The sequence below is a fragment of the [Clostridium] aerotolerans DSM 5434 genome, assembly GCF_000687555.1.
GTDB lineage: Bacteria > Bacillota > Clostridia > Lachnospirales > Lachnospiraceae > Lacrimispora > Lacrimispora aerotolerans.
Map to the genome: position 1 here is coordinate 148,596 of NZ_JHWJ01000001.1, position 20,040 is coordinate 168,635.

15 protein-coding genes are annotated in these 20,040 nt (G+C 41.3%); all 15 read left to right on the forward strand.

From position 1 onward, the window contains the following. Positions 1–127 precede the first annotated feature (127 nt). The 15 genes from ilvD to T546_RS0100770 all read left to right on the forward strand — a co-directional run bounded on the left by ilvD (position 128) and on the right by T546_RS0100770 (position 19,930). A complete protein-coding gene (ilvD, locus tag T546_RS0100700) occupies positions 128–1,843 on the forward strand; it encodes a dihydroxy-acid dehydratase (protein WP_026889975.1) in 1,716 nt (571 codons plus the stop codon). An 81-nt stretch (positions 1,844–1,924) separates the two neighbouring features. Continuing rightward, positions 1,925–2,884: a D-isomer specific 2-hydroxyacid dehydrogenase family protein gene (locus T546_RS0100705; protein WP_026889976.1), complete on the forward strand. Its 960-nt coding sequence runs from the start codon at positions 1,925–1,927 to the stop codon at positions 2,882–2,884. A 118-nt stretch (positions 2,885–3,002) separates the two neighbouring features. Further along, positions 3,003–4,310: an HAD hydrolase family protein gene (locus T546_RS22515; protein WP_051629499.1), complete on the forward strand. Its 1,308-nt coding sequence runs from the start codon at positions 3,003–3,005 to the stop codon at positions 4,308–4,310. Positions 4,311–4,494: 184 nt separating this feature from the next. Next, positions 4,495–5,037, forward strand: a complete 543-nt coding sequence (locus tag T546_RS0100715; RefSeq protein WP_026889977.1) for a phosphatase PAP2 family protein — start codon at positions 4,495–4,497, stop codon at positions 5,035–5,037. Between the two features lie 151 nt (positions 5,038–5,188). Continuing rightward, positions 5,189–5,890, forward strand: coding sequence for a response regulator transcription factor (locus T546_RS0100720; RefSeq protein WP_026889978.1), 702 nt, complete (start codon positions 5,189–5,191; stop codon positions 5,888–5,890). Continuing rightward, positions 5,887–7,290, forward strand: a complete 1,404-nt coding sequence (locus T546_RS0100725; protein WP_026889979.1) for a sensor histidine kinase — start codon at positions 5,887–5,889, stop codon at positions 7,288–7,290. The genes T546_RS0100720 and T546_RS0100725 overlap by 4 nt, the downstream gene beginning before the upstream one ends. Before the next feature lie 121 nt (positions 7,291–7,411). Beyond that, positions 7,412–9,040, forward strand: a complete 1,629-nt coding sequence (locus T546_RS22520; protein ID WP_051629501.1) for a VanW family protein — start codon at positions 7,412–7,414, stop codon at positions 9,038–9,040. A gap of 39 nt (positions 9,041–9,079) precedes the next feature. Continuing rightward, positions 9,080–10,603 carry a C40 family peptidase gene (locus tag T546_RS22525; RefSeq protein WP_408643048.1) on the forward strand — a complete coding sequence of 508 codons (1,524 nt, stop codon included), beginning with the start codon at positions 9,080–9,082 and terminating at the stop codon, positions 10,601–10,603. An 82-nt stretch (positions 10,604–10,685) separates the two neighbouring features. Continuing rightward, positions 10,686–12,092, forward strand: a complete 1,407-nt coding sequence (locus T546_RS0100740) for a glycoside hydrolase family 1 protein (protein ID WP_334291581.1) — start codon at positions 10,686–10,688, stop codon at positions 12,090–12,092. Between the two features lie 207 nt (positions 12,093–12,299). Then, positions 12,300–13,139, forward strand: a complete 840-nt coding sequence (locus T546_RS0100745; RefSeq protein WP_051629504.1) for a PRD domain-containing protein — start codon at positions 12,300–12,302, stop codon at positions 13,137–13,139. 101 nt (positions 13,140–13,240) lie between these two features. Continuing rightward, positions 13,241–14,623 (forward strand): PTS transporter subunit EIIC, encoded by a 1,383-nt coding sequence (locus T546_RS0100750; RefSeq protein WP_026889982.1) that lies wholly within the window; start codon positions 13,241–13,243, stop codon positions 14,621–14,623. Positions 14,624–14,640: 17 nt separating this feature from the next. Further along, entirely contained in the window at positions 14,641–16,443 is a 1,803-nt protein-coding gene (gene uidA, locus T546_RS0100755) for a beta-glucuronidase (protein ID WP_026889983.1), read from the forward strand. Positions 16,444–16,464: 21 nt separating this feature from the next. Next, on the forward strand, positions 16,465–16,995 hold the full coding sequence (locus tag T546_RS22530; RefSeq protein WP_051629506.1) for a PTS sugar transporter subunit IIA: 531 nt from the start codon (positions 16,465–16,467) through the stop codon (positions 16,993–16,995). Between the two features lie 168 nt (positions 16,996–17,163). Then, entirely contained in the window at positions 17,164–19,074 is a 1,911-nt protein-coding gene (gene cooS, locus T546_RS0100765; RefSeq protein WP_026889984.1) for an anaerobic carbon-monoxide dehydrogenase catalytic subunit, read from the forward strand. 193 nt (positions 19,075–19,267) lie between these two features. Continuing rightward, a complete protein-coding gene (locus T546_RS0100770; protein ID WP_242842165.1) occupies positions 19,268–19,930 on the forward strand; it encodes a GntR family transcriptional regulator in 663 nt (220 codons plus the stop codon). Positions 19,931–20,040 lie beyond the last annotated feature (110 nt).

The window sequence follows — 20,040 nt, forward strand, 5'->3', positions numbered from 1 at the left end:
GTGATTGTTATATTATTATCATCAAATAACAATGAAAAGAGAACATATTGCACAGAAAAGGCGGTCAAAAAGGGCAAGTCATTGAGCTTAAATTGAACCATATCAATATATTAGGAGGAAAGAATCAATGGTTAGTCAGGATATCAGAAAGATTGCACCAGAACAGGATCCGCTAAGAATGGGAATGGGGTGGAGTGTTGAAGATTTGGATAAACCGCAGATTATGGTTGAAAGTACTTTTGGAGACAGCCATCCGGGAAGTGCTCATTTAAACGGATTGGTGGATAAGGCTGTTTTTGGTGTAGGTGAGGCAGGAGGAAAGGCCGCCAGATATTTTACTACGGATATATGTGATGGTATGGCCCAGGGACATGATGGAATTAATTATTCTCTTGTTCATCGCGATATGATTTGCAATATGATAGAAATACACGCTGGTGCCACACCGTTTGATGGTGGAATATTTATCGCCAGCTGTGACAAAGGGGTGCCGGCTCACTTGATGGGAATTGGAAGGGTAAATATGCCCTCCATTCTGCTGACTGGCGGAGTTATGGATGCAGGACCAGACCTTTTGACTCTGGAACAAATTGGAAAATATTCAGCCATGTACCAGCGTGGAGAAATTACATATGAAACGCTCACCTATTATAAACAAAATGCCTGCCCATCCTGCGGAGCCTGCTCCTTTATGGGAACAGCTTCAACCATGCAGATCATGGGAGAAGTACTCGGGCTGATGTTGCCGGGAACGTCCCTTATGCCGGCAACCTGTGAGGATCTTCTGACGGTTTCGGAGAAGGCAGGAAAGCAGATTCTTGAGCTTATTAAGCTTGGTTTAAAGCCTCGTGATATTGTAACAAAACGTTCCTTTGAAAATGCGGTTATGGTACACGCGGCAATTTCAGGATCAACAAACTCACTGCTGCATTTGCCTGCCATTGCCCATGAATTTAATATAGAACTGGATGGGGAAGTATTTGACCGGTTACATCGGGGAGCCCATTATCTCCTGGATGTTCGTCCCGCTGGAAAATGGCCAGCCCAGTATTTCTATTATGCAGGCGGAGTCCCAAGAGTTATGGAGGAAATAAAGTCAATGCTCCATTTAGATGAAATGACTGTGACAGGGAAAACTCTTGGAGAGAATTTGGATGAACTAAAAGAAAATGGGTTTTATGAAAGATGCGAAGAATATGCCAGACAACATAATATCACCTGGCAGGATGTGATTCACCCTTTTGAGAAAGCAATTGGCAAAAATGGAGCCATAGCAGTGCTGAAAGGAAATCTTGCCCCGGAAGGAGCTGTGATTAAGCACACAGCATGTCCAAAGGAAATGTTTGAGGCAACTCTGAATGCAAGACCATTTGACAGTGAAGAGGAAGCGCTGCAGGCAGTGCTTAAACATGAAATACAATCAGGAGATGCTGTGATTATTCGATACGAGGGTCCAAAGGGCAGCGGAATGCCGGAAATGTTTTATACTTCAGAAGCCATATCATCTGATCAGGAACTGGGGCGAAGTATTGCTTTAATAACGGATGGAAGATTCAGTGGTGCATCTACAGGTCCGTCTATTGGTCATGTATCCCCGGAAGCTGCACAGGGAGGTCCTATTGCACTTGTGGAAGAAGGGGATTTAATTTATATCAATATTTTTGAACGGCAGCTAAATATTGTAGGAATAAAGGGAATTAAAAAATCACAGGAAGAGATTGCCCTGATTTTAGAACAAAGAAAAAAGAACTGGAAGCCCAAAGAGTCCAAATATACGTCAGGAGTTTTAAAGCTTTTTTCTGAACATGCAGTTTCTCCCATGAAAGGGGCTTATATGAAGTAAGTCTTTAAGAATGCTAACATGTGCTTTAATGCAGTTTTTAACAGAATTTAATGATTATATAGAGAGAAGGAGTGAAAATTCATGAAATTACTGGCATATAACGTACGAACGGACGAATCCATGTTTTTTCAAAAATTTGCTGAGAAATATGGGGTGGAGCTGCATACACTTCCTTACAGTCCTACGTTTGAGAATGCGGGAAATACAGAAGGATGCGACGCAGTTAGTGTTGTTACCTCAGCCATTACCAAAGAGATACTGGAGAAATGGAAAGCAAATGGGATTCGCTGTGTATCCACCCGTACGGTAGGATTTGATCATATTGACATAGAGGCTGCGAAAACCTTGGAGATCCCTGTCTCCTCAGTCAATTATACGCCAGCCAGTGTGGCTGAATATACGGTAATGCTCATTCTGATGGCGCTTCGCAAAGTAAAGACGATTATGATCCGAGGGCTGGGGCAGGATTTCTCACTCAACAATGTACGGGGACGGGAACTTCGTACCTGTACCGTTGGTATCATAGGAGCAGGAAGAATTGGAGAGGCTGTAATTAAGCGGCTCCATGGATTTGGGTGTAAAATTCTGGTGCATACATTACATCCGAAAGAGGAGCTTTCAACCTTGGTTTCCTATGTTTCTTTTGACGAACTCCTGCAGGAAAGTGACGTTATTTCCCTTCATGCACCTGCGTCATCAGAGACGGAACACCTGATAGGACAAAAGGAAATTGAGAGGATGAAGGACGGTGTTGTTCTCATTAATGCCGCCCGCGGCACGCTTATTGATACTCCGTCCCTGATTGCAGGACTTGAATCGGGAAAAATCGGCGCAGCCGCTTTGGATGTTTTAGAAAATGAAAGGAAAATTTTTTATAAAGATTTGAAATATAAAGTATTATCAAGTCGCCAGCTGTCTATTTTACAATCTATGCCCAATGTAATCATCACTCCCCACACTGCTTTTTATACCGATGAAGCGGTGAGTGATATGGTGGAGTATTCCATATTAAGCTGCAAAAATGAGTTAGAGGGGAAGTAAAAGCATTCCGGCTGGTCGTTGTTTTCATAGCAAAAGAGAATTGGACAATTTCTCTGAAATCTGATATAGTACGCTAAATAAATGTTTTTTTCGTACTTTTAGACGGAGGAATAAGATTATGAAAACAATGGCCATAAAGTCTGTGAAGCTGCCGGCAGTGGGACAGAGAATTTACCGCTCTGTCTTCGGCGTTTGTTTATGTTTTGCTATTTATTATATTCGTGGAAAAGAAGGGATTCCCTTTTATTCTGCCCTTGCAGTACTGCAGTGTATTCAGCCATATAAGGAAAGCAGTACCCAGATGGCAAAGCAAAGGTGTTTTGGCACGTTTATCGGTGCCGCATGGGGACTTCTTTTGCTTCTTATCTTTGACTGGGGGGGAGGAATCTTTAGGGAAAGTGTATTCAGCTACCTAATGATTTCCCTGTTCACCGGGGTGGTTCTGTATACAACTGTTTTATTGAATAAAAAAGACACCTCTTATTTTTCCTGTGTGGTATTTTTAAGCATTACAGTGATGCATATGGGAGACAGCAGTCCATTTTTGTTTGTTATGAATCGTGTGGCAGATACTTTGATAGGCGTGTTGATGGCAATCGTTGTAAATTTTGCACACTTACCCAGAAAAAAACAGCTGGATGTGTTATATGTTTCGGGGGTAGATGATACTTTGCTCACCAGGGAGGAAAAATTAACTCCTTACAGTAAGGTGGAATTAAACCGGCTTCTTGATAATGGAATGAAATTTACGCTTTCCACTGGCAGAACACCGGCAACTTTGATGGAATCAGTCCGCGGAATCAATCTAAATTTACCGGTGATTGTTATGGATGGAGCCGCACTTTATGATACCAAGGATAATTCCTATCTTTTGACATACGAATTGTCTTACGATCAGGCTGAGAAAATAATAAATTTGTTAAATGAAAATAATCTTAATTACTTTGCCAATGTAGTAATTGATGATTCCCTTATCATTTATTATGAGAAGCTGGATAATCTGGCAGAACAGGGCATCTACCAGAAACTCAGAAAAGATCCTCTGCGCAATTACGTGAAAAGAAAGCTTCCCCAGTATGAGAATGTAGTTTATCTCATGGTGATCGATACTACAAAACAGATCAAGGCGGCATATGAAAAGCTAATGAATCAGGATTGGTCCGGAGAACTGAAAATACGCACCTACGAGTCGAATGATTATCCCGGATTTTCTTATTTGAAAATATATCATAAGGAGGCAAATCGGGAACACATGCTAAAGCAGTTGAAAGCGATGTTGGACATGGAAAAAAGTGTGATCTTTGGAAGTATCCCTGAGCAATGTGATATATTAATTGAAAATTCATCGAAGAATGATATGGTCAAAAGGTTGAAAAGAGAGTTTGAACCCATCCGTTTGTTTTCAGGAAAATCTGGAGAACGTTAGGGTATCATAATTATAAAAATACGTTCCAAGGATTAACTTCAATGAATATTGCATCTTTTATGATATACTGCATAATAATAACGTTTACACTGGACTTACAACTATTATATAAAGATTTGCCAGTAGGCTTTATTTCTGATGAGAGTTGAATTATGAAATATTATGATAAAAAGAGGCATACGAGATGGTGGAATTTATTACAAATATGGATTGGGCAATTTTATATTGGATTCGTGACACATTTACCTGTCCCGCATTGGATTATATCATGCCTAAGATAACGTCACTTGGAGATAAAGGGTTTATCTGGATACTGACAGCATTCGTTTTGCAGTGTACAAAGGAAAATAGAAAGTACGGAATTACGCTGATTGCAGGACTTTTAGCAGGAGTTCTCTTTGGAAATGTGTTTCTTAAAAACCTAATAGAACGCTCCAGACCTAACTGGATTGATCAAACGATTACACTTTTAATAGCAAATCCAACGGACTTTTCATTTCCGTCAGGGCATACGCTTTCCTCTGCCATTGCGGCAACGATACTTACGATGAGCAATAAGAAGTTTGGGTATATTGCCATTCCTTTAGCTTGTCTGATTGCTTTTTCAAGGCTGTATCTATTTGTCCATTTTCCCAGCGACGTTCTGGCTGCTGCCCTGATTGGTTCTTTGATAGGAGCATTGGTTTTCATTGGTATAAAACGTATAAGTAAAAATATAAAGGAGTAGATGGAAGGAGATTTATCATAAAAACACAGAGTCAGGCATGCTCTGTGTTTTTTATGTTTTTAATTTATAGAATCTTCATATAATTCCCATATAATTTTGCTAGACTTGTTTATAGGAAGCTCAATAATAAATACAAAATAAGGAAGTCAATATGAAAAAGAACAGAACCATCCTGATTGTGGATGATGAAGAAAAAATAGTGGAAGTATTACAGGCCTACTTAGAGAAAGCCGGATATGATATTCTTTGTGCTTATGACGGAGCAAATGCCATGGAATTATTTCGGAATCATGACGTTTCTCTGGTTATCTTAGACCTGATGCTGCCGGATATTATGGGGGAACAGATCTGTCAGATGATTCGTATGAATTCCAGGGTGCCTATTATTATGGTGTCCGCCAAGACGGAAGAGCAGGATCTGATTAAGGGACTGAAAGTAGGAGCGGACGATTATATCTTTAAACCCTTCAGCCCCAGAACGGTAGTCGCAAAGATTGAAGCCGTCTTAAGAAGAGTGGAAAGCGACCAGCTTACAGGCGTCCCTCTTTTCTTTCGTCAGGGAGAGCTGGTCATTGATTTTGAAAACCGGAATGTGAAAATCAGGGGAAGAGAAGCGGGGCTTACCCCTACGGAGTATAAAATATTCATTACCCTTGCCAAAGCCCCAAACAGGACATTTACCAGAGAGCAGTTAATTACCTTTGCTCTTGATGATAATTTTGATGGTTATGACAGAAGTATAGATACTTATATTAAAAGCATTCGAACAAAAATCGAAGACAACAGGAAAAAACCAGTTTATATTATTACAGTCCATGGTATGGGATATAAATTTGCCGGAGCAGAGCTATGAAACTAACATTAAAAAATACCTTAATTGTATCGTATTCAGCCATTGCACTGCTCATTATTTTAGCCCTCAGCATTATTTTTAATTTAACGGCTGACGATATTTTTGAACAGTATGCGAAAAAACAGCAAAGAAATCAGATGGAACAAATCAAGACCCAAATTGATGAGCTATATAATCCTAAAACAGGATTGTATGAAAAAGAAGGAATTGCAATCATTGGCTACGCTGCCTTACAAAATGGATTAATTATTCATGTCCAGTCGACCAACAAAGAAATTGACTGGGATGCAAAAAGCCACAGGGCGGAAGAATGTAACATCGTACTGAAGCATGCGGAAAATACCATGAATCAAAAATATCCCAATTTTAATGGGCGCTATTTAGAGGAAACCTTTACACTGAAAAACAATGGAAAAGTCACAGGAACGCTGAATATAGGGTATTATGGACCGTATTCCTTAAATGATCAGGAGCTGGGATTGATGAAAGATTTAAACAGCTCTCTTTTGTTTATGGGTGGTGCGGCTATTTTTCTTGTAATCGCACTGGGCTTTTTAATCGCGTGGATCGTTACAAAGCCCATTACAAGTGTAATCCACCTGGCTCAGAAAATTGCGGGAGGTGAATACGGGGAACAGACAAAAACCCATTCGCCTGTAGTGGAAACAAACAAATTGATTGATTCCATTAATGAGATGTCCAAGGCACTTGAAATGGAGGAAAAGCAGAAACGACAGATCACTTCAGATGTAGCCCATGAGCTTCGTACTCCGCTTACTAATCTCCAAAGCCATATGGAGGCAATGATAGACGGTGTGTGGGAAGCCACGGAGAGTCGTCTGGTGAGCTGCCATGGGGAAATACTGCGTCTGGTAAAGATTGTGGACCAGCTGAAGGAACTTTATGATCTGGAGAATCGAAATCAGATATTGGATAAAACAATGTTCGAATTTGAAGAAATGAATCAAAGTGTTTTCCGGGATTTTGAGTTAATGGCAAAAGAAAAGGAAATCAATCTTCTCATGACAGTACCAGAAAAAACTCCTGTTTATGCAGATTATAATCGATTAAAGCAGTGCATGGTAAACCTTGTATCCAATGCACTCACCTACACCCCCAGGGGCGGAACGGTAACTGTGGAATATAAAAATGATGGAAATCAGATACGGATACTGGTACATGATACTGGAATCGGTTTTCCAGATGCAGATCTTCCATATCTGTTCGACCGATTTTACCGGGTGGATAAATCAAGAAGCAAGAAGACCGGAGGAATGGGAATTGGTTTATCCATTACAAAGGCTATCGTCGAAAACCATGGTGGAAAAATTGTGGCTGAAAATGGTCCTGAAAAAGGCGCTGTTTTCACCATCATGTTACCATTCATGAAACATAGTTAAACAAACAGCATCGTCAGAACCATGACGGTGCTGTTTTTATCCCCATAAAATCCCCATATTTGTGTGTTAGATTAAATAAGTGTCTGATATCGCCAATGCCGAAAAAGGGAGAGTGTTAACTATGCGCCATAGAGGCGATGAAGGAAGAGAGAAGATAAGGAAACAGGATAAGATGGGAACGCGCAGGTCTTTAGCCAGAAAAAGATTTGCCATGCAGGCTTTATTATTTGGAGTAATATTCATGGGCTTAGCCGTTTTTGTGAGGGCTTCTGTTTCAAGGAATAAAAAGAAGACAGATGTGACAGTAACCAGTACAATACAACAAAGTGTGAAAACCGTAGTGGAAACCGAGACAATAAGGGAGCCGTTAAAAGAAGTAAAGGTGGATGGTGTTTCCCTCACTGGGCTGAATAAAAAAGAGGCAAAAGAGGCATTGCTGAATAACTACTCGTGGAATATGAGACTTAACTATAAAGAACAGCCTTTCCTGTTAAGCAGTCCATTCTCCGGAATGATTGATACGCTTTTAGAGGAAATTTATTCAAAGAATGAAGCCGGAGAGTATACGCTTAATTTGGCTGATGCGAAAGAAAACATAAGAACTCAGGTAAAAGAAGCAGCCTCCAAATGGAACCGGAAACCTTTAAATGCCCAGTTGACCGGGCGTGACCGGGACAATAATAAATGGATTTATTCCGATGGAGAAAATGGAATAAAGATTGATGAAGACAAGACAGTAGAGAAAATTATGAATCTTGTAAACCAGAAGAAATTCGAGGAAGAGGTGGAGGCCGAAGCACTACAGCAGCCACCAAACCTGACCGCTTCTCAGGTAAAAGAAAAGTATCAGGTCATTGGCACATTTGAAACCGTTGCTACAAACAATGAAAACAGAAATAATAACATAAAGCTTGCCGTAAATGCGCTGGATGGGCTGGTCATATTTCCGGGAGAAGCATTTTCCTTTAATGAGACCACCGGAAACCGGACGATTGATCGTGGATATAAACCAGCCGGAGCCTATCGAAATGGTGAATTTGTTGAGGAGCCAGGCGGAGGCGTATGTCAGGTATCCTCCACCTTATATAATGCCATCATTCTAGCTGGAATTGCGACTACAGAACGTCATCCTCACAGCTTTGAGCCGTCTTATGTAATACCGGGAGAGGATGCCATGGTAAGCTATGACGGTTATAGCGGGCCAGATCTTCGTTTTGTAAATAACAATACAACCTCCATGGCAATTAGAGCCGTTTTTAAAGATAAGAAAATAAGTATTTCTATTGTCGCAATCCCGATCTTAGAAAAGGGCACGACAATCTCCATGCGTTCTGAGAAAGTAAAAGAGTATGATCCTCCCAAGCCCAATTACGAGGAAGATCAAACCCTGCAGCCTGACCAGGAGGTAGTGGTAACACCAGGAGTAAAGGGGTCCACCTGGAAGACTTATTTAATCACATCAAAAGATGGAGCCGTAATAAAAGAAGTCTATTTTCATTCCAGCAATTATAAAGGAAAACCAGGTCTGGTAAAACGAAATACCACCGGTGTAGTAAAACCATCAGAAACGAAAAAGGCTGAAACAAAAGCGGCTGAGACAAAGAGAGAAGCTGAAAATAAAACAATACAGGAGACGGAGCAGATCATAGAAACGCCTCCATTTGTGGAAGCGGAAACCGAAAAAGCTATGGGTCCTGGCGGGACAGAAGCAACAGAGGGCAGAGAAAAATCAGCAGGCCCCGGAGTATAACAGACATGGGAAAGGATCCAAAATACTACAATGCTAAAAATCATCGAAAAATATAAAAAAGCTGTTGTCGTTGCGGGTATGATCGCAGTGTTAGCAGGAATCTACGGTATCATTATATCTAGTCAGAGACTGGGCTTTGGCCCGGAACAGAAAAAAGAGGCCTTAGCTCTACAAAAAAATGAGCCGGATATCAATTTAAAGGCAGAAAACAAAGCCACACCGTCTGAAGCAGAAGGTAAGGAAACTCCGGATTCCCAGCCAATACCGGAATACTTCAAAGAGGGTGTGGAGCACCCTTATGTTGCAACCATACAGGAACGGTTGATGGAACTGGGATTTATGGAAAATGATGAACCGACTTCCTTCTACGGCCCCGTAACAGTCAGTGCCGTAAAGATATATCAAAGGCAGAATAATCTTGTTCAGGACGGAGTGGTGGGACCAGAGACATTGGCAATCCTTCTTTCCGATGAGGCAAAATATTATGCCGTCTCTCTGGGAATATCAGGCGATGACGTTAAAAGGATTCAAAACAGACTTTATGAGTTAGGTTATCTTATGAATAAAGAAAATGTTAACGGCGAATTTGATGCGACCACAGAAAAAGCAGTCATTAAATTGCAGGAATTAAATCAGTTATCTGTGGACGGTAAAGTAGGCAGGCAGACAATGAACTTGCTTTACAGTGAAGAGATTAAGCCCAATTTTTTAACCTATGGAGAAAATAATGACATAGTACTTTCTGCCCAGAAACAATTAAAGGGATTGGGGTATCTGACTACCATACCGGATGGTAATTATGGCAAGGATACGGTGATGGCCGTAAAACAGTTTCAGGCAAGAAATGATCTTGTCGTAGACGGTTACCTGGGACCTTCCACAAGAGTTGCCCTGGAAAATGGAGAGGCAAGACCTAACGGTCTGGTGCTTGGAGAACAGGGAGAAAGTGTAAAAAGAGTTCAGGAGCTTTTAAATAAATATGGATATTTGTCCTCTTCCAATGCGACTGGATATTTTGGAGAAATCACCGAGCAGGCAGTAAAAACCTTTCAGTCAGATAATGGTCTTACCCCAGATGGGTCCGTAGGTGTGCAGACACTTTCCTACCTCTCTGGTGATAAGAGCGTGAAAGGCAAAACCGGGGGAGCTGCTGGCAGCAAAAAGCCCGACACAGACAAAAGCGGTGGCGGTTCGGTAAATGGTAATGTGAATGCACTAATTAATATCGCATCTACTAAAGTGGGCTCGAAGTACGTATGGGGATCCAAAGGGCCTGGTTCCTTTGACTGTTCTGGTTTTGTGTATTGGTGTTTGAATCAAATTGGAGTAAGACAGAGCTATCTCACTTCAAGCGGCTGGAGAAATATGGGAAAATATAAACGCATCTCAAATTATGAAAATATAAAACCTGGAGATATCATTGTGGAAAAGGGACATATGGGAATTGCGGCAGAAGGAGGCATGGTAATTGATGCTTCATCCGGCAATGGAAAGGTAGTCCATCGGAAACGTTCTGCCTGGTGGAAAAGCAATTTTATCGTAGCCTGGAGAATCTTTGAATAGATGTTTTGGGTTGTAACTTTGTTAAAAATTTGATAATATAGTCGTTATCTATATTTATTCCAAAGGAGGATTCACGATGAATATGAGATTTCCAGATGGTTTTCTATGGGGAGGAGCAGTGGCTGCGAACCAGTGTGAAGGAGCATATAACGAGGACGGAAAAGGGTTAAGTACCCAGGATGTGGCCCCTCACGGTATCAAAGGTCCGATAACAAAGGAACCCACTTCCGACAATATGAAGCTCATTGGCATCGATTTTTATCATCGGTATAAGGACGACATTAAGCTATTTGCAGAGATGGGCTTTAAGGTATTTAGAACCTCCATTGCCTGGAGCCGGATCTTTCCCCATGGAGATGAGAAAGAACCCAATGAAAAAGGACTCCAGTTTTACGATGATCTGTTTGATGAACTGTTGAAATATGGAATCGAGCCTCTGGTAACTATCTCTCATTATGAGACTCCGTTACACTTATCTGTCAAGTACGATGGCTGGGTTAACCGGGACATGATAAGCTTTTATGAGCGGTACGTCAGAACCATATTTAACCGCTACGGCAGCAAGGTAAAATACTGGCTCACATTTAATGAGATTAACTCCGTGCTCCATGAACCGTTTATGAGCGGCGGAATCTATACGGATAAGAGCCAGTTAAAGAAACAGGATTTATACCAGGCCATTCATCATGAACTGGTAGCCAGTGCTCTGGCAACGAAAATAGGCCATGAAATAATGCCTGATAGCAAAATCGGGTGCATGATTTTAAGTATGCCAATGTATGCCCTGACCTCAGACCCGAATGATGTCATTGCAGCCATGAAAGCCGATCATATGAATACATTTTTCGGAGATGTGCATGTAAGAGGTGAGTACCCTGGTTATATGAAACGGTATTTTAAAGAAAATGATATACAGATTCAGATGGCAGATGGAGATGAAGAGCTGTTAAAGAATCACACCGTTGATTTTGTATCATTCAGCTATTACATGAGCGCATGCGAAGCCGCAGACCGTTCCAAAGCGAAGGCTGGAGAAGGAAATGTTTTGGGCGGAATGACAAATCCTTATTTAAAACAAAGTGAATGGGGCTGGGCCATCGATCCTCAGGGAATTCGCTATGTGTTAAATCAGTTTTATGACCGCTGGCAGAAGCCATTGTTCATCGTGGAGAATGGATTGGGTGCCGTCGATGAATTAATCACAGAACCAGATGGAACAAAAACGGTCCTTGATGATTACCGGATCAATTATTTAAGAGATCATCTCATTCAGGTCAGAGAAGCCATAGAAGATGGAGTTCCGGTCATGGGCTATACCAGCTGGGGCTGCATTGATTTAGTCAGTGCTTCCACCGCAGAACTTAAGAAACGATATGGCTTTATCTACGTTGACCGTAATGACGACGGAACTGGCACTTTAAACCGATATAAGAAAAAATCCTTTGAATGGTATAAAAATGTCATAGCGGCCAATGGAGAAAATCTGTAAAAGTGTACAAAATGTACGGAAGATTATTAGTTAAAATACCGATTGTTTTAAAAACACTCCTGTGATAAGATGTAGTCAGTTTACAGGAGTGTTACTATTAAATTAGGCAAGTCTGCATCTGTTTTTTTGGTGCATACTTGTTTTTTTGTTTTTCAATATATCTGTAACGTTATGATTCATTTAAACAGTGAAATTGAGGATACTTTTATGAAAATGATTATTAAGCAGATATTAAATACAAATGCTGTGATATCCAACGATGAAAATGGACAGGATGTCCTGCTTCTTGGAAGCGGACTTGGATTTAAGAGCCGTAACGGAGACGCCATCGATCAGGAGCGGGTGGAAAAACAGTTTATCCTAAAAGATAAAAATCATAAAAGTCAGTTCCGTGAAATTTTAGATACCGTGCCCCAGGAATATATTATGGTGGCAGAGGATGTGATTGATTACGCCGTCCAGGTCTATGATATGACCCTCAATGAAACCATTCATATTTCCCTGGTCGATCATATTTACCATGCAGTTGAAAACTTTAAGCAGGGGTTTGTTGTACCGAATTCCATTCTTCATGATATCATACGATTCTATCCAGATGAATACAAGGTCGGACAGAAGATGCTTGATTTGATCGAGGCGAAATTTGGTGACCGGTTATCCAATGATGAAGCAGGCTTTGTGGCCATGCATTTTGTAACGGCACGTCATAATCAAATAAGCGGAAATGCAAAAAAGATGATTGTTATGGTTAGTGAATTAAATGACCTTATTATGTCAGAGCTTAAGTTTCAGGCAAAAGAAGATTCGCTGCCCTACTACCGATATATGACCCATTTGAAATTCTTCGCACAGCGGGTCATGACAAAGTATTATTATAAAGAGCATGGCGGAGCACGTATGCTGGAGGAGCTTCTTAGAAACTACCCCGATGAATACCGCTGCAGCCAGAAGGTATGTAATTATATCGAAGAAAAGTATCATTACAAAGCAGGCCATGATGAATTAGTTTATCTGGCAGTTCATTTATCACAATTGAAAAACAGTTAGTTTGGCAGTGTTATGATTAAGTTCAGCAAAGCCTGGTTATTCTCTTTAATTAAAGGGGATAGCCAGGCTTTTTTGATAGAAAATAATAGGAGGAAATAAGTATGGCAGATTATTCAAAATTAGCCAAAGATATTGTGGAGCATGTTGGTGGGGAAGAAAATGTAAATTCCCTCACCCACTGTATTACAAGGCTTCGTTTTAAATTAAAGGACGAGAGCAAGGCAGATACAGAAACATTAAAAAATATGCAGGGCGTTATTAAGGTAATGCAGGCAGCCGGTCAGTACCAGGTCGTTATCGGAAGTGACGTGGAAGATGTATATGACCAGATTTTACTTCAGACTTCTATCAAGGATAGCAGCAAAGGGGATTCCATGGAAACAGATCAGTCCTCATCTGGTGATAAAAAAGGCAGTATATTGGAAAAAATAACAGATTTAATCTCTGGTATTTTCATGCCCTTTATGGGAGCATTCGTCGGAGCAGGACTATTAAAAGGTTTTATCGTACTTTTCACCACCCTGTCTCTGCTTGATAAAACTTCCACCACTTATACCATACTTTATGCGGCATCCGATGGTATCTTTTATTTCCTTCCGGTATTCCTGGCATACTGTGCAGCTCAAAAATTTGGCGCTAAGCCATTTATCTCTATGGCAATTGCCTGCGCCATGTGTTATCCTAGTATGACCGGATTATTTAATGACAAGGAAGCAGTTGTTACATTTTTCTCTATTCCTGTAAAACTGATCAGCTATCCAAGCTCTGTACTTCCGATTCTTATTACGGTATATGCCCAGTCAAAGCTGGAAAAAGGTTTGACGAAAGTAATTCCTAAGATTGTTCAGAGTCTTATTATTCCGCTGGTGGATTTTGCAATTGTTTTCCCGCTGGCACTCATTGTTATTGGACCAGTCACTGATGTAATAAGCCGTGTTATAGCCGGAGGAATTCAGGCAGTATTCACCTTTTCACCAGCCATTGCAGGATTTTTCCTGGGAACCTTATGGCCTCTGTTTATTGTATTTGGTCTGCATTGGGGCTTCTTACCAATAGCCATAAACAATTACTCTGTGTTAGGTTATGATTATATTATGCCGCCTACCTTTGGCGCCAACTTTGGTATTGCAGCAGCTTGTTTGGCAGTATTTTTAAAAACAAGAAACAAAGATTTGAAATTAGTATCTGGATCCGCTTCCATTTCAGCTCTTATTGGTGGTGTTACAGAGCCTGGTATCTACGGTGTTCTGATGAAAAACAAGAGAATATTTATCTGCATGTGTGTGGTTAACGGACTCAGCGGTATTATTGCTGCTGTAACCGGAAGCATCCGTACAGCTCAGGTTCCTGTCAATGTTTTGACAATCCCAGCTCTTTACGCCATGTCAGGCCCAGGAATTGTTGTAGCCATGTTAGTATCCTTTGTAGGAGTATTCCTGGTGACCTACCTCTTTGCTTATAAGAATGAGGAACAAACAAAATAAGAATAGGAGATTAAAGCATGCTGAATTTTTCAGAATTATATCCAATCAGTAACCAGGCAAGAATGGCCCACTCCTTGGATGGTATGTGGAAATTTAGTTTTGATCCAGAGGAAAAAGGATTATCAGAGGGCTGGCAGCACAAGCTGCCAGACTCCATCTCCATGCCGGTTCCAGCCAGCTTTTCGGATTTTTTTACAACAAAAGAAGAGCGGGATTATTGCGGAGATTTCTGGTATGAGACAGAAGTATTCCTACCAGGAGAATGGAAAAAACAGGAGCTGGAAATTCGCTTTGGAAGCATCACCCACCGGGCATCAGTTTATTGCAATGGCAATCTGGTAACTGAACATGAAGGCGGTTTCCTTCCAGTGGTCGCCAAAGTAACAGACCATGTGAAATTTGGTGAAATGAATACCTTTGTGGTGAAAGCCAACAATGAATTAAGTGAAGAGACCCTTCCATGCGGAACCACCATGGTACTGAGCGATGGAAGAAAACTGGCTAAGCCCTATTTCGACTTTTTCAATTATTCCGGAATTCAAAGAAGTGTATGGCTTGTTTCAAAGCCAAAGGAATCCATTGAAGATTTCAGCGTAGACTATGAATTAAACGGAGAAGATGCCGTTGTCCGCTACGAGATCATGACCAATGGAACCCATGAGGTTACCTTTGAATTATTGGATCAGGAAAAGCAGCCGGTGGCTAAAAGTACTGGAAAGCAGGGAAGCCTTCTTGTTCCGGACGCACATCTGTGGAACGTAGGGAATGCCTATCTTTATCAGGCAGTTATGCGTATCTGGGATGGGGAAACCTTGATCGATGAGTATTCCTCTAAAATCGGTATCCGTACGGTGAAAATCGAAGGAAAAGAAATAAAGATTAACGGCAAGGCTGTTTATCTAAAAGGATTTGGAAAGCATGAAGACTTTGAAGTCATTGGCCGCGGCTTTAACTGGGGCGTTTTAAAACGAGACTTTGAATGTATGAAATGGACCGGTGCCAATTGTTTTCGTACCAGCCATTATCCATATGCAGAAGAGTGGTATCAGTTTGCAGACGAGGAAGGCTTTTTAATTATTGATGAGGTTCCCGCAGTTGGAATGATGAGATCCACCAGAAATTTTGCTGCGGCTGGAACTGGCCAGTATACCGGATTTTTTGAAACTCCTACGGTACCCAATCTGCAGAAGGCACATCTTCAGGCTGTAGAGGAAATGATTGTAAGGGACAAAAACCATCCTTCTGTCATCGCCTGGAGTCTGTTTAATGAACCAGAAACCACCAGTGAGCAGTCTAAGGAATATTTCACTCCAATTTTTGATGCGGCTAGAGCGTTGGACCCTCAGAATCGTCCTATGACTGGTGCCTTTGAAAAGAACAGCCAGCCGGAACTCTGTAAGTGTTATCAGCTTTGTGATTTTATCTGTTTGAACCGGTATTACGGTTGGTATATCAAAGGAGGACCGGAGCTTGTGGATGCAAGGGAAGCGTTCTTAATTGAAATGAATAAGTGGAACGATAAAAATCTGAATATACCGTTTGTATTCACTGAATTCGGTACTGACACCATGGCAACGGAACACAAACTTCCAAGTATTATGTGGAGCCAGGAGTACCAGAATGAATATCTGGATATGAATTTTGAAATATTTGATCAATTTGATTTTGTACAGGGCGAACTGGTGTGGAATTTTGCTGATTTCCAGACCACAGAAGGAATCATGCGAGTCAATGGAAACAAAAAAGGAATTTTTACTCGGACAAGACAACCAAAGAGTGCTGCATTTGTATTAAAGAACCGGTGGGAATCAATGAAATAAGCATGTAAAGGGATGATTATAATGGGATTTTTAAATAATCTATTTGGTAACAAAGAAAAAAATATATCAGAAGCTCCAGCTGCAAAAAGTATCATCTGTGAGCCAAACACCATCTACAGCCCCTTAAAGGGGACCGTAATTCCCCTGGCTGAGGTCAGTGATCCTGTGTTTGCAGAAGAAGTGATGGGTCCTGGCGTTGGCATTGAACCAGAGGAAGGCAAGCTGTATGCTCCCGTAGATGGAGAGATTATATCTGTATTTCCTACGGGACATGCCATCGGCATGAAAACGGCAGATGGAATGGAGGTCTTACTTCATATCGGCATAGATACGGTACAATTAGAGGGAGATGGTTTTCAGGCTTTTGTAAAGCAGGGAGATCATGTAAAGGCAGGGGAGCTGCTGGTTGAATTTGATTGTGCTAAAATAAAAGAAAAAGGCTATCAGACAACAACTATGGTTCTGGTGCCCAATGCCGCTTTACTTGGTACTATGAGCCAGCCTCATATCGGTAAGGTAGAAGTACTGGAGCAGATATTTAATTTTCAGTAACTGCTTTTGAGGGGAGCCAAAAGGTTCTGCTGTCATTTAAGGATAACGAATCAGCCACTATGGAAAGTAAGGCTGGTTCGTTATTTTTATGAATTGATCAATTATTATCAGAATCGAATTGTTAATATCTGACATACTAACCTTGAATCTTTATGAATGGAGGCTATTATGACAGAAGCAATTTTAGAAAAGACAAAGGGGCGCGTAAGCTACCACGATTCCGTAGAAGAGATGCTCATTCGGATAAGAGATGATGGATTGTCCAGTGTGTTTTCCAGATTTGATGAACAGGAAAAAATTCGATGCAAGTTTTGCTTACAGGGTTTAAGTTGTCAGTTGTGTACCAACGGGCCATGCAGGATTAATGAACAGAAAGGCCCGGAAAAAGGTGCCTGTGGAATTGGTCCGGATGCCATGGCAATGAGAAATCTCCTTATGAGAAATATTATGGGAGCAGCCACCTATGCACATCATGCCTATGAAGCATTTCGAACCTTAAAAGAGACCGGAAAGGGCAACACCACGTTTCAGATTACAGATGTGGATAAGCTAAAATGGATGTGCGAAAAAACAGGAATCGATACAAACCAGAACGTAAATCAGATGGCAACCTGTCTTGCGGAACTCTTAGACAGGGAGATGAAATTAAATCCTGACCATGAAAGCATTATGGTAGAAGCCTTTGCACCAAAAAAGCGGAAAAAGATATGGAGAGATTTAAACATCTATCCATCTGGAATCGAGCATGAAGTGCAAAACAGCATTGCAAGCTGCCTGACCAATGTTGATGGAGATTATGTATCTTTGGCGAAAAAGGCACTTCGCCTTGGATTATCTACGATTTACACCGCCCAGATCGGTCTTGAGATGACCCAGGATATCCTGTTTGGAACGCCAAAGCCCCATGAGGTGGATGTTGATCTTGGTATTATGGATCCGGACTATGTAAATATTGCATTTAACGGACATCAGCCATGGATTGGAGCAGCAGCGTTACAATTAGCCAAAACAGAAGAATTTCAGAAGCTGGCAAGACAGTCAGGAGCCAAAGGAATTCATATCGTAGGTTCTATTGAGACCGGGCAGGAATTGCTTCAAAGATTTGAGGTTGACGACGTATTTATCGGTCTTATGGGAAACTGGTTAGCCATAGAGCCATTTTTAGCCACTGGTACGGTAGATGCATTTGTCATGGAAGAGAACTGTTCTCCTCCAGCCATTGATCAGTATGCAGAAAAGTATCAGGTGGCCCTGGTAAGTGTAAGCACCATCATAGGAGTACCTGGAACCGAGCACGAGATGCCATATTATCCTCAGAAGGCAGCGGAGATGGCGGAAAAATGCATTCACGTAGCGATTGAGAACTTTAAAAAACGTCATAATAAAATCAAGCCAATGGTTCCTCACCATAAGCAGAAAGCAATCGCAGGTTTTTCTACCGAAGCAGTTTTAAATGCAGTGGGGAATGATTTAAATGCTTTAGTTGATGTGATTGCAAAAGGACAAATAAAGGGAATCGTTGCGCTGGCCAACTGCTCCACACTGAGAAACGGTCCTCAGGACTGGAATACAGTAAATCTAACAAAGGAACTGATTAAAAAGGATATACTGGTCGTTGCAGGCGGCTGCGGAAATCACGGTCTTGAAGTAGCAGGAATGTGTAATTTAGACGCCATCAACCAGGCTGGGGAGGGGCTTAAGGCAGTATGCAGTGCCCTTAAAATTCCACCGGTCTTAAGCTTTGGAACCTGTACGGATACCGGAAGGGTTTCCATGCTTGTAACAGCTTTGGCTGACCATCTGGATGTGGATATATCAGACCTTCCTATCGCTGTGACAGCACCGGAGTGGATGGAACAGAAGGCAACTATTGATGGCGTATTTGCTGTGGCATACGGCGCATATACTCATCTTTCTCCTACACCTTTTATTACGGGCGCGCCAAAGCTCGTGAAGCTTCTTACAGAAGATGTAGAGAGTTTGACTGGCGGTAAAGTCGCATTGGGAGATGATCCCGAACAGGTGGCTAATGATATCGAAAGCCACATTATGAAGAAGAGACAAAAAATGGGATTATAAAATAATTTAATAACCGCTTTTTTACCTATGTTTTCTTTGAAACATCATGTAAACAAGCGGTTATTTTTTATGTCAGGTCTTTCATATGAGAGAGGACATAGAGCTTTATTTTCCAGATTCTGGAGCTGTAGTGCCAACGTCTTGCCTTATCATCGGATTTAGGCTATACTGATTCTCGTATTACATCATTATAGTGAGAAAAGGAAATGTGAGTCTTATGTCCATAGAGATAAAAAATAAAACAGCCATTCCCCGCTACCAGCAGATTGCAGTTGAGGTTGCGGCACGAATTGCCAACGGAGAATATCCGGAGGGAGAGAAAATTTATGCCCGTTCCTCCCTTGCCAGCCAATACAGTGTGTCCCCGGAGACCGCCCGTAGGGCAATTTGCATCTTAAGCGATCTTGGAATTGTTACTTCCGAAAAGGGAAACGGTATTATTATCAGGTCCCAGAAAAAGGCGGCAGAATACATTCAGCAAAACGGCAAGAGGCAGACCATTGATACCATTAAAGAAAATCTTTTAAAGAGTGTGAGCCGTCAGAAGCAGGAAATGGAGATTTTAAATGATTGTTTGAAGGATTTAATTGAGGCTTCAGTACATTTCCGTTCCATGAATCCGTTTATGCCATTTGAAATAAAAATCACAAAGGATTGTATCTATTTGAACCAAACGGTCACGGAAATACAATTCTGGCAGCGTACAGGTGCCACGGTCATAGGTGTCAGCAGAAACGATATCATTATGAAATCGCCAGGACCATACGTTGCATTATCGGAGAACGATACCATATATTTTGTTACTCAGGATGATACGTCAGACAGGGTAAAAGAATTTTTATATCCACCCCAATAATCCTTATTTTATCAGGCTTGGAGCCGAAATGCTCCAGGCTTTTTTCGTGCTCTGATTTGACAAAGTAACAACTTTACAATATAATTAAGTTGTTACTTTGTTCAGAAGGA